This is a genomic window from Streptomyces sp. Je 1-79 (genome assembly GCF_025195125.1).
Taxonomy (GTDB): Bacteria; Actinomycetota; Actinomycetes; order Streptomycetales; family Streptomycetaceae; genus Streptomyces.
The window spans coordinates 430,050-440,886 of the sequence record NZ_JAMGSL010000008.1 but is presented as its reverse complement, the minus strand read 5'-3'; the positions used below and the strand labels follow the sequence as shown (position 1 = coordinate 440,886).

General features: G+C 73.1%; 11 protein-coding genes. 2 read left to right on the top strand and 9 right to left on the bottom strand.

The genetic code is table 11. The features are described 5' to 3' along the window. Position 1 precedes the first annotated feature (1 nt). Together M5362_RS33180 and cobS are read right to left on the bottom strand one after the other, a co-directional pair. Positions 2–1,222 (bottom strand): septum formation family protein, encoded by a 1,221-nt coding sequence (locus M5362_RS33180; RefSeq protein WP_260228887.1) that lies wholly within the window; start codon positions 1,220–1,222, stop codon positions 2–4. A 56-nt stretch (positions 1,223–1,278) separates the two neighbouring features. Then, positions 1,279–2,043 carry an adenosylcobinamide-GDP ribazoletransferase gene (gene cobS, locus M5362_RS19525; protein ID WP_260228886.1) on the bottom strand — a complete coding sequence of 255 codons (765 nt, stop codon included), beginning with the start codon at positions 2,041–2,043 and terminating at the stop codon, positions 1,279–1,281. Positions 2,044–2,110: 67 nt separating this feature from the next. Between cobS and M5362_RS19520 the strand changes: the two genes are divergently transcribed. Then, a complete protein-coding gene (locus tag M5362_RS19520; RefSeq protein WP_260228885.1) occupies positions 2,111–2,893 on the top strand; it encodes a hypothetical protein in 783 nt (260 codons plus the stop codon). On the opposite strand, the gene M5362_RS19515 is transcribed toward M5362_RS19520, so the two are convergent. The 4 genes from M5362_RS19515 to M5362_RS19500 form a co-directional block, all read right to left on the bottom strand. Beyond that, the gene (locus M5362_RS19515; RefSeq protein WP_260228884.1) at positions 2,818–3,543 is read right to left on the bottom strand and encodes a hypothetical protein; all 726 of its coding nucleotides are present in this window, start codon (positions 3,541–3,543) and stop codon (positions 2,818–2,820) included. The two genes, M5362_RS19520 and M5362_RS19515, sit on opposite strands and share 76 nt — an antisense overlap. After that, positions 3,540–5,315, bottom strand: a complete 1,776-nt coding sequence (locus M5362_RS19510) for a phosphatidylglycerol lysyltransferase domain-containing protein (protein ID WP_260228883.1) — start codon at positions 5,313–5,315, stop codon at positions 3,540–3,542. Before M5362_RS19510 ends, M5362_RS19515 begins: the two co-directional genes overlap by 4 nt. 117 nt (positions 5,316–5,432) lie before the next feature. Next, positions 5,433–6,521: a nicotinate-nucleotide--dimethylbenzimidazole phosphoribosyltransferase gene (gene cobT, locus M5362_RS19505; RefSeq protein WP_260228882.1), complete on the bottom strand. Its 1,089-nt coding sequence runs from the start codon at positions 6,519–6,521 to the stop codon at positions 5,433–5,435. Positions 6,522–6,563: 42 nt separating this feature from the next. After that, positions 6,564–7,769: a bifunctional adenosylcobinamide kinase/adenosylcobinamide-phosphate guanylyltransferase gene (locus M5362_RS19500; protein ID WP_260228881.1), complete on the bottom strand. Its 1,206-nt coding sequence runs from the start codon at positions 7,767–7,769 to the stop codon at positions 6,564–6,566. Positions 7,770–7,860: 91 nt separating this feature from the next. On the opposite strand from M5362_RS19500, the gene M5362_RS19495 reads away from it, so the two are divergent. Next, positions 7,861–8,070, top strand: a complete 210-nt coding sequence (locus tag M5362_RS19495; RefSeq protein WP_260228880.1) for a hypothetical protein — start codon at positions 7,861–7,863, stop codon at positions 8,068–8,070. A 51-nt stretch (positions 8,071–8,121) separates the two neighbouring features. Here the strand turns inward: M5362_RS19495 and M5362_RS19490 are convergent, their stop codons facing one another. The 3 genes from M5362_RS19490 to M5362_RS19480 form a co-directional block, all read right to left on the bottom strand. After that, on the bottom strand, positions 8,122–9,180 hold the full coding sequence (locus tag M5362_RS19490) for a S1C family serine protease (protein WP_260228879.1): 1,059 nt from the start codon (positions 9,178–9,180) through the stop codon (positions 8,122–8,124). Positions 9,181–9,256: 76 nt separating this feature from the next. Continuing rightward, positions 9,257–10,033 carry a methyltransferase domain-containing protein gene (locus M5362_RS19485; protein WP_260228877.1) on the bottom strand — a complete coding sequence of 259 codons (777 nt, stop codon included), beginning with the start codon at positions 10,031–10,033 and terminating at the stop codon, positions 9,257–9,259. Positions 10,034–10,077: 44 nt separating this feature from the next. Beyond that, the gene (locus M5362_RS19480) at positions 10,078–10,674 is read right to left on the bottom strand and encodes a DUF3043 domain-containing protein (protein ID WP_260228876.1); all 597 of its coding nucleotides are present in this window, start codon (positions 10,672–10,674) and stop codon (positions 10,078–10,080) included. Positions 10,675–10,837: the final 163 nt, after the last annotated feature.

Genomic DNA, 10,837 nt, shown 5'->3' with positions numbered 1-10,837 from the left:
CCTAGACCGCGCCCTTGCGGGTGACGACGTAGCAGGTGACACGGCCCTCGCCGGCCTCGTCCCAGTCGCGCTCGCCCGACCACATGTACCAGTAGCGGTCGTCCTCGACGGACTCGTCCGTCCAGCGGGACGACGCCGCGTCGTAGGCTCCGCGGCAGGCGGCGCGGGCCGCGGAGCGCGCGGCGGACGCGCCCGGATACCGGCGCTCACCCAGCGACTTCTGGGCCCACACGCGCCCGTCGTGGGGCTCCTCGCAGTCCACGGCCACCACCGTGCCCATGTCCCGCTGGCCGGTGTTGAAGTCGACGCAGCCGCCGGTCTTCACCTCGGCCACGGGCAGCACGGCGTCGGTGGAGCGGACCAGCTTCCCCCTGGGGGCCGTGGCGGGCCGCGACGCGCCGTGCCGGCTCAGGGCGAGCTCCATCGTCAGCGAGGTCATGTCCGCGAAGACCCCGTCCTTCCCGAGGAGCCGGGTGAGGTCCGCCCGGCTGTGCGTGATCCGGCCCTCGGCGTCCACGGACACCGTCAGGGGATGCCCGGCCTCGCGCACGGCGGTACGGCCCAGGGGGGTGCTCAGCGCGCGGTTCACGTCGCTCGGGAACAAGTCCTGTGTCACGGCGTTCGGCAGCTGGGCCCGGTAGGTGCGGCCGCCTGCGACGGCGTGCTGCCCCGACGCCTCCGCGCCGCTCACACCCTCCAGGAGCATGCCGCCGACCGGGCTCTCGGTGCCACGCAGGTGCGCGACGCGGTCGGAGCCGGCGAGCCCGAGGGTGTCGGCGGCGCTGTAGGTGATCCAGTACCCCGAGGACCGGGCGCGGTAGCGGATCCGGTCGCGGTCGATCAGATAGCTCCCCGAGGTGTCGCCGAAGGCGCGGCCGGGTGTCCGGCCGAGGAGGACGTCCTTCGCCTCCGCGTCGAACGCCTTGGGGATCCGCCACGTCACCGTCGCCTCGCCCACGCCCTTCGCGAAGTCGAGCTTGCCGGTGACCGTCTGCACGGCCCGGCCCTTCTTCGACGCGAAGGTGAGCGTCTGGGTGAAGCTCGCGTCCGCCTCCTGCGTCCGGCGCAGCGCCAGGAGGACCTGGCGGTCGAGCGGCTGGTCGAAGACCGGGTGCTTCGGCTTCGGCGCGGCACCCTCTTCGTCACCCCCGCCACAGGCGGTGAGGAGCAGGGAGGCGGCGGCGACGAGCGCGGCGGCGGTACGGGAACGGCGTTGGATCACGCCTTCATGACCGGGCGTACGCGCGGATGGTTGCCCTCCGGCGCGTCACGAATGGATCACCCCAGCGTCAGCGCGACGAGCACCACCGTGGCCGTCGCCTCCTCCACCGCCCCGAACACGTCTCCGGTCACGCCGCCGAACCTCCGTACACAGCGGCGCAGCAGGAGCGCCGCCGCCGCGAGGCCCGCGCCCGCCGCGAGGACGTGGCGCAGGGCGTCGTACGGGGAGAACAGCGCGCCCGCCGCGGCGCAGGTCACCAGGACGGCCGCGGTGACCAGGGCCGCGTCGCGGGCCGGGACCGTGGAGGCGACCATCGCGCCGAGACCCTCCGGGCGGGCCGCCGGGATGCCCTCGCGGGAGGCGTGGGTGAGGGCGAGGCGGGCGACGGTCGCCGCGAGCACGGCCGCGACCGTGCCGTACGCCCAGCCCTCCTCGTACAGCCGGTAGAGCGCGGCCACCTGGGCGAGCAGGACGAAGAGCAGCACGATCACACCGAACGGGCCGATGTCCGACTGCTTCATGATGCGCAGCGCGTCCTCGGCGGGCTTCGCGCTGCCGAGCCCGTCCGCGGTGTCCGCGAGTCCGTCCAGGTGCAGACCGCGGGTCAGCAGCGCCGGTACGGCCGCCGTCGCGACGGCCGCGAGCAGCGGACCGGCGCCGAGCAGCAGGAGCGCCGCGCCGAGCGCGGCGGAGAGCAGCCCGACGACGAGGCCGGCGAACGGCGCCCAGAGCATGCCGGCCCGCGCCGCGTCCCTGTCCCAGCGGGTGATGCGGGCGGGGAGCACCGTGAGGGTGCCGAAGGCGAAACGCAGGCCGTCCATCCGGGCAGGGTAAGGCAGAGCCTGACATTGTAAATTGCGCATCAGGTACATATCGGAGGCGGGTGGCATGGGTCACTGGTTCTACGTCAACTTCGTCGAGCCCGGGAAGCTCCCGCTGCTCATCGCCCTGTTCTCCTTCGTGGTGACCTTCCTGGTCACGCGGACGATCGTCCGGATGATCCGGGCGGGGAAGGGTCCGTTCGGCAATGTGAAGGCCGCCGGCGGGCTGCATATCCACCACGTCGTGCCGGGCGTCGTCCTCACCGTCGTCGGCGGCTTCGGCGCGGTCGCCAGCGGCCGGGAGGGCGTCACCGCCTCTGTCTTCGCCGCGGTCTTCGGGGTGGGCGCGGGCCTCGTCCTCGACGAGTTCGCGCTGATCCTCCACCTCGACGACGTCTACTGGAGCGACCAGGGCCGCAAGAGCGTCGAGGTCGTCGTCCTGACCGCCGCCCTGGTGATGCTGGTCCTCGGCGGCTTCTCACCGCTCGGCGTCAACGAACTGACCCCCGACGAGCGCCAGAACCGGGCGACCCTCGTCCTCACCCTCGTGGTGAACTTCCTCTTCGTCCTGATCACCCTGGTGAAGGGGAAGTTCCGGCTCGCGGTGCTCGGGACCCTGGTGCCCTTCGTCGCGATCATCGGGGCCGTACGGCTCGCCCGGCCCGGCTCCTGGTGGTCGAAGCGCCTCTACCGCCGCCGCCACCGGGCCCGCGCCAGGTCCCGGCTGCGCACCTACCGCCACGACCGGCGCTGGGACCGCATCCGCCGGCGGTCTCAGGACCTGATCGGCGGCTTCCAGGAGCGGGTGCCCGGGCGCGGTTCCGGCCCGGGGTCCGGCGGCGGGGGCTGACGGCGCTCGCGCCACGCCGTGAACGCCACGAGCAGCAGCACGGCGGCGATCGCCGCGAGGTGCTCCTTGCCCGCCAGATTGGGCTTGACCAGCACCTCCACCACCATCGCGACGACCACGAGCAGCCCGGTCCACCGGGCCCGGTAGCGCCGGCAGACGTACACGGCGAGGCCGACCACGGCCGCCGACGGTCCGGTGTCGACGACCTGCGCGTCGGAGGCGGGCAGTCCCAGCGGACCGTCCGGGCCGAGCGCGATGCCGACCCGCGCGTACAGCGTCCCGGCCAGCGTCGACAGATAGGCGACGGCGAGCGTCCGCCACCGGCCCAGACAGATCTCGGCGATGCCGAAGACCAGCAGGATCTGCGCGAGCGCGCCCCACACCGGCAGGTCGAGGGCGGGTACGAAGAGGGAGAGCGGGGTGCGCAGCAGGGCGAGCCACAGGGGGTCCTCGGCGCGCACCGAGCCGATGTTCTGGACCGGCTGGTAGCCCCAGTCCTGGTTCTGCACGAGCTGGAAGAGCGCCGTGAGGCAGACGGCGCCCAGGGTCAGGGGGACGGCCCTCCACTTCTTCGTGACGAGCGCGGCCCGTACGGCGGTGTACAGCGGCCCCCACTCGCGGCGCGCGAACTCCTTGAGGGCGGATCTCACCGCTTGCCCTCCAGGTGTTTGCGGTGCATCCACTTCGGGAGGCCCGGGGCCTCCAGGAAGCCTTCGGCGCGCCCGGCGGCGAGGCCGATCCGCAGCAGGTCGGCGCTCTTCTCGAAGAGCATGAAACGGGGCTCCCAGATCGGTCGGTACTTGGCGTTGGCGCGGTACAGCGACTCGATCTGCCACCAGCGGGAGAAGAAGCTGAGCAGCGAACGCCACATCCGCAGCACGGGTCCCGCCCCGAGCTTCGAGCCGCGTTCGAAGACGGACCGGAACATCGCGAAGTTCAGCGAGACCTGAGTGATCCCGATCTCCTCGGCGCGCTGGAGGAGTTCGATGACCATGAACTCCATCAGGCCGTTCTCGGAGTCCCGGTCACGGCGCATCAGGTCGAGCGAGAGCCCCTTGGGGCCCCAGGGGACGAAGGAGAGCACCGCGCGGAGTTCGCCCCCACCGTCCCCTTCGCCGCCGTCCCTGCACTCCAGCATCACGCACCGGCCGTCGCGCGGGTCGCCGAGCCGGCCGAGGGCCATGGAGAATCCCCGTTCGGTGGCCCCGTCGCGCCAGTCGTCGGCCTTGCGGAGGAGGTCGTCCATCTCGTCGGCGGGGATGTCCTCGTGGCGCCGGATCCGCACCTCGTACCCGGCCCGCTTGACCCGGTTGAACGCCTGCCGGACGCTCCGCATGGCCCGGCCGTCGAGGGTGAACTCGTCGGTCTCCACGATCGCCTCGTCGCCCAGCTCCAGGGCGTCAAGGCCGTGCCGGGCGTAGATGGTGCCGGCCTCCTCGCTCGCGCCCATCACGGCCGGGATCCAGCCGTGTTCGCGGGCCTCGGCGAGCCACGGCTCGATGGCGCCGGGCCAGGCCTCGGGGTCGCCGATGGGGTCCCCGGAGGCGAGCGAGACCCCGCCGACGACCCGGTAGGCGACGGCGGCCTTCTGGCTGGGGGACCACACGACGCTCTTCTCGCGGCGCAGTGCGAAGTAGCCGAGCGAGTCGCGGTCGCCGTACTTGTCGAGGAGCGCCCGCAGCCTCTCCTCGTCGTCGTCGGTGAGCGGGTCGACGGCCCGCCGGGAGCGGAACGCGGCGTACAGCACGGCGATGATCAGCAGCGTGGACAGCACGTTGATGGTGACGTCGACCCAGCCGGGCGTGGCGATGCCGTCGAAGCGCGCGTCGTCGGCGGCCAGGGTGATCAGCCGCATCACGCCGTACCGCCAGCGCTCCAGGAACGTGGAGGTCCCGGCCGAGGTGTTGGTGACGGTGACCAGGAACGCGGCGATCAGCGAGGTGACCAGGAGGCCGCCGACCGCGACGGCGGCGGCGAGCAGCGGGTTGGAGCGGTCGCCCTTCGCGTAGAACTCCCTGCGGCCGAGGACCAGCGCGAGGACGAACGCGGCGGTCAGGACGAGCGAGATCCAGTTCTGCGCGTGCTGCCGGATCTCCGGGAAGGCCATCGCCACGGCGAAGAGCAGCAGGAAGAGTCCGCTGAGGACGATGTTGAGGATCCATGCGGCGCGCTTGCGGCGGCGCATGGTGATCGCCAGGAAGAGCGTGAAGACGCCCGAGGCGAAGCCCGCGGTCAGCAGGTACGGCGTGAAGTAGTCGTCCGTGTTGTGCCGCCGGAGGTCCTGGCCCAGCGAGACCCAGACGGCGCTCAGGAAGTTGATGAACGTGACGGCGCGCAGGTACCAGACGGCGAACGCGGCGCTGCGCCGCGAACGGACGGTGCCCCGGGGCGTTCCTTCGGTGGACAAACGGACCTCTCCCATGAAAAGCGATCATATGGGGCGTCGCTTGCCATGGCGGGGCGCCGGAAGCGGCCATCCGTGCGATGGGCTCCCAGGACGAAGCCCTGGGGAGAAGCCGCTTCCGGCGCCGTGATCCGTCTAGCTCTCCTCGTCGGGAACGCCGCCCGCAGCGTCCTCCGGAATGGTCGGTTCCGGTCGCTCGGGCAACTCCGCGGCCAGTGCGGCGGCGGCCTGGACGAGGGGAAGAGCGAGCAGAGCCCCGGTTCCCTCTCCCACAGTGACGCCGTGGTCGAGCAGCGGGTTGAGCGCCATCCGGTCCAGCGCCTTCGCCTGCGCCGGCTCGCCGCTCACCTGGCCCGCCAGCCACCAGTCCGGCGCCCGGAACGCCGCCCGCTGCGCCACCAGCGCACAGGCCGCCGCCACCACACCGTCCAGGACCACCGGCATCCGGCGCACGGCGCTCTGCAGCAGGAAGCCCGTCATCGCCGCCAGATCCGCCCCGCCGACCGCGGCGAGCAGCTCCAGCTGGTCGCCCAGGACCGGCCGGGCGCGCCGCAGCGAGTCCCGGATCGCCGCGCACTTGCGCATCCAGGCGAGATCGTCGATGCCCGCGCCGCCCCGCCCGGTGACCACCGAGGCGTCCGTCCCGCACAGGGCCGCGACCAGCGCCGAGGCCGGCGTCGTGCCGCCCACGCTCAGATCGCCCAGCACGACCAGGTCGGTGCCCGAGTCGGCCTCCTCGTCGGCGATCGCCATACCGAGCCGGATCGCCGCCTCGGTCTCCTCGGAGGTCAGCGCGTTCTCGATGTCGATCCGGCCGCTGCCGCGCCGCACCCGGTGCCGTACCACCTCGGCGGGCAGCAGCTCCGGGTCGCAGTCCAGACCGGCGTCCACCACCCGAACCGGCACCCGCGCGCTGCGGGCGAGCACCGCGACCGGGCTCCCCCCGTCGAGCACCGAGCGGACCAGCTCGTGCGCGGTGCCGGCCGGGCGGCCCGACACGCCGAGCGAGGCCACCCCGTGGTCGCCCGCGAAGAGCACCACCTTCGGCTGCTCGATCGCCCGCACCTTGACCGAACCCTGCGCCGCCGAGAGCCACTCGCCGAGTTCGTCGAGCCGGCCGAGCGCACCGGGCGGAACGATCAGCCGCTCCCGGCGTTCCTCGGCGTCGCGCCGCACCCCGCCGTCGGGGCGCTCGATCAGATCGGAGAAGTCGTCCAGGTTCAAGGCTCTTCCTCGTGACGTCGGCCGGCCATGGGTGATCGCACCCTACCCGCGCAGCACGACAGCCTGTCCCGCGGCGACCAGGAGCACCTGCTCGCACTCGTCGCCGAAGGCCGCGTTCAGCCGTCCCAGCTCGTCCCGGAAGCGCCGCCCCGCCGAGGTCGCCGGCACCACCCCCGACCCCACCTCGTTGGTGACCGCAACGACCGTACGGGACGTGGCGCGGACCGCCGCCACCAGCTCCTCGACCCGCTCGCGCAGCGCCTCCTGCCCGCCGTCCGCCCACCGCTCGTCGTCCCAGGCGCCCACCTGGTCCATCGCGTCCGTCAGCCACAGCGACAGGCAGTCGATCAACAGCGCCGGGCCCTCGGCCTCCGCCAGGAGCGGGACGAGGTCGCAGGTCTCGGCGGTACGCCAGGAACCCGGCCGGCGGTCCCGGTGCACCGCCACCCGCTGCGCCCACTCCGGGTCGCCCTCCCGCGTCCCGCCGGTCGCCACGTACAGCACCTCGGGGAAGGTCTCCAGACGCCGCTCGGCCTCCACCGACTTGCCCGACCGCGCCCCGCCGGTCACCAGCGTGCGGCGCGGTACGTCGGGCACGGCGTGGTACTCGCCGACGTACAGGGTCGTGCCGTCCGGCACCGCCCGCACCCCGGCCGCCGCCAGCCGCCGGTCCAGCTCGGCACCGTTCGGCACGCCGTGGTCGAGATGGACGGCGATCACGTCGGTGCTCGCCCCGACCGCCCCGGTCGCCCGCAGCCGCGCCAGCGCGTCCGGCCGCCCCGTGACGTCCGCGACGACCATGTCGTACGGCGGGCGGTGATCGTCCGGCAGACCGGCCGGGGAGCCGCCCGGCGGCAGGTAGAGCAGCCGCTCGCCCTCCGGCGAGGTCACCTCGTACCCCGTACCGGGGGAGTCCATCGCCACCGCCCGCACCGTGTGCCCGCTGATCAGCGTGAGCTCCCGGCCGTCCGGCACCCGGCCCGCCGCGGGCAGCCCGGCCGGCACCTCCACCGCGGGCCCGTCGTGCGGATGGGTGAGCAGCACCTGCCGTACACCGACCAGCGAATGCCCGGACCGGGCCGCCGCCAGCGCGGCGCCCGGAGTCAGATCGAGCAGCAGCGCCTCGTCCACGAGGAGCGCGGTGGCGGCCCGCGCCCGGTCACCACGGGAGGTCGCGCACACCGCGCAGGGGCATTCGGGGCGGGGGAGCCCGAGGGGGGCGCCGGTGCCGAGCAGAGTCAGTTCCACCCCTTGATCCTCCCGCGTCGCCGCAAGGGGTGCGCGCCCGGCTACGCTGCGGGCAGGAAACCGATCATCCGGTGAGCCTCAGGAGGCGGACATGGCATGGACGTGGCGGTTCGAGAAGCCCGACGGCACGGAGACGGCTCCCGCGGTGGAGCCGGAGGAGTGGACGACCCAGGGCGACGCCGAATCCTGGATCGGCGAGGTCTGGAAGGAGCTCCTGGAGGGCGGAGCGGAGCACGTCACGCTCTTCGAGGACGACACCGAGATCTACCGGATGTCCCTCCGCTCGGCCGCGGAGGCCTGAGCCCCCGAACGCCCGGGCGCCCCGGACCCCGCGGGGTCCGGGGCCTCCCGTTCAGATCTCCCCGAGCGTGACCCGCGCCGTGGCCTCGGTCCCGCCCCGCTCGTACACCACCGCCACCCGGTCGCCCGGCTTCATCGACGCCAGCGCCTCCTGGAGCGAGGTGATCGTCGTGACCGGCGCGTCCCCGATCCGGGTGATCACGTCGCCGGGCCTGATCCCCGCCCGGCCCGCCGCCCCGCCGGCCGGCGCCTCCACCACCGCGACGCCCGACGGCTCGTACGCGTCGTCGAGGACCGTCCGTCCCGTGATGTCCAGGGCGGCCCGGCCGGAGTCGGTCACCTTGCCGTCCTTGATGATCTGGTCGACGACCGTCCGCACCATCGACACCGGGATCGCGAAGCCGATCCCCGGCACCGAACCCCCGCCCAGCCCAGGATCGACGGCCGCGAGCGTCGGGATCCCGATGACCTCCCCGTCCAGATTGACCAGCGCGCCCCCGCTGTTGCCCGGATTGATCGCGGCCGACGTCTGGACCATGTTCCCGATGGTCGCCCCCGTACCGCCGCCCGTACGGCCCTCGCTGACCGTGCGGCCGGTCGCGGAGACGATGCCCTGGGTGACGCTGCCGGAGAGCCCCAGCGGGGATCCCATCGCGAGCACGATGTGCCCCATGTCGACCTCGGCCGAGTCGCCGAACGTCGCCGGCTTCAGCCCCTGCGGCACGGAGTCCAGCCTGATGACGGCCAGGTCCTGCTCGGGGTAGGTGGCGACCAGCCGCGCCGGCATCGGTTCCTTGCCCGTCGCCGCCGTGACCTGGAAGGCCCGCTCCTCGCCGATCACATGCGCGTTGGTGACGATGTGTCCCTTGTCGTCGTAGACCACCCCCGAGCCGAGGCTGTCCGTGGCGTCGATCTGGACGACCGACGGCAGAACGTCCTTGATCACGGCCCGGTAGTCGTCCTGGAGCTCGTTGGCGACGACCGGGGCCCCGGCCTGGGTGGAGGGCTCCGCCCGCGGCGCGGCGCCGGAGGAGCAGCCCGCGACGAGGGCCGCCGCGCAGGCGCCGGCCGTGAGCGGGACAAGGAGGCGTCGGACACGGGAGACATCCATGTCCGGAGTATCGGGTTCGTCCGATCCGGCGGCTCGGTGGAGGCGGCCGATCAGGGGGCGCGGGACGCGCGGCGCGTCAGCCCCGGACCCCGCACAGGTGCAGCAGCGCCGCGACCCTGCGGTACGGCTCGGACCGTCCGGCCCGGTCCTCGGCGGCGAGCAGCCGCTCCAGCTCCTCGGCGGCCGGCAGTCCCACCTCGCCCGGCACCCCGTCGGTGAAGACCCGCACGCCGTACCAGGCGTGCAGCGGGGCGGCGATCCCCGCCAGAGTCGAGGTCAGCGCGTCGAGCCGGTCGGCCCGCACCTTGACCCCGTTGCCGTCGGTGTACGTGTCCGACTCGAAGCCGGTCAGCGCCTCCGACCAGTCCCCGGCCAGACCCGGCCGCATGGCCAGCGCGTCGGCGTTCCGTACGACCAGGGAGAGCAGACCGCCGGGCGCCAGCATCCGGGCGAGGCCCGCGAGGAGAGCGTCCGGCTCGTCCGCGTACATCAGCACGCCGTGGCAGAGCACGACGTCGAAGCTGCCCGGCAGGAAGTGCACGCCCGTCTCGCGGCCGTCGCCCTCGATCAGCCGGACCCGCTCACGGATCCCGGCCGGCTCGGTGGCCAGCGACTCACGGGCGGCCTTGAGCAGCTCGGGATCGGACTCCAGACCGGTCACCGTGTGACCGGCCCGGGCCAGCCGCAGCGCCTGGGTGCCCTGCCCCATGCCCGCGTCGAGGATCCGCAGCCGCTGCCCCACCGGGTAGCGGCCGGCTATCTGCTCGTCGAGCTGGCGCGCGACGAGCTCCTGGCGGACGGTCTCGCGCAGCCCGCCGTACCCGCTCGGCCACGGGGAGGTGGCGGGCGGCAAGGGACCGCCACCCGTACCCGTTCCGGACTCGGAGCTGTCCGCGCTCAGGGCCGCTCTCCGCGCTTGACCTGCGGCTTCGGCAGTCGCAGTCGGCGCATCTGGAGCGTACGCATCAGGCCGTAGGCCACGGCACCGCGCTTCGGCTCGTTCGGGAAGCGCTCGGCGAGCTGCTTCTTCAGACGGAGCCAGATGCCGATCGAGTCGATGACGATCATCACGATCACACCGAGCCAGAGCAGCAGAGAGACGTTCTGCAGCACCGGGACGCGGATCATCGACAGCACGAGGATCACCACGGCCATCGGCAGGAAGAACTCGGCGATGGCGAAGCGCGAGTCGACGAAGTCACGCACGAAGCGGCGGACCGGACCCTTGTCGCGGGCCGGCAGATAACGCTCGTCACCACTGGCCAGCGCCTCGCGCTGGCGGGCCAGGTCGGAGCGGCGGGCCTCGCGCTGGCGCTTGGCGGCCTCCTTGCGGTCGGTCGGCACCGTCGCGGCGCGACGGCGCTGGGTCTGCGCGTCACTCCGCTTCGGGGTCGGGCGGCCCTTGGGGGCCTCGGGGTCGCGGGGCTGCTTGGAGAGGTCCGCCGTCACCTTGTCGGTGGGGGCCTTCTCTTCCTTGGAACGGCTACGGAACACAGAGCCCAGGGTACGTGGTGGGGGGTGTGGACCCCAGTGCGGCCGGGAACGATCTGGTATCGGCCCGCGTCTGTGGGGGTACGTAGGGACGACACGCACGGTCTCCCCGAGGTCCATCTACTCCCTGGGCCGGAGAGAGCTCGTTCGCACTCGTCCTTGGGGA

Excerpts from the sequence above, each read along its gene's own strand:
- cobS (WP_260228886.1), bottom strand. The coding sequence starts at position 2,043 with ATGGACGGCCTGCGTTTCGCCTTCGGCACCCTCACGGTGCTCCCCGCC.
- M5362_RS19520 (WP_260228885.1), top strand. The coding sequence starts at position 2,111 with ATGGGTCACTGGTTCTACGTCAACTTCGTCGAGCCCGGGAAGCTCCCG.
- M5362_RS19510 (WP_260228883.1), bottom strand. The coding sequence starts at position 5,315 with ATGGGAGAGGTCCGTTTGTCCACCGAAGGAACGCCCCGGGGCACCGTC.
- M5362_RS19495 (WP_260228880.1), top strand. The coding sequence starts at position 7,861 with ATGGCATGGACGTGGCGGTTCGAGAAGCCCGACGGCACGGAGACGGCT.
- M5362_RS19490 (WP_260228879.1), bottom strand. The coding sequence starts at position 9,180 with ATGGATGTCTCCCGTGTCCGACGCCTCCTTGTCCCGCTCACGGCCGGC.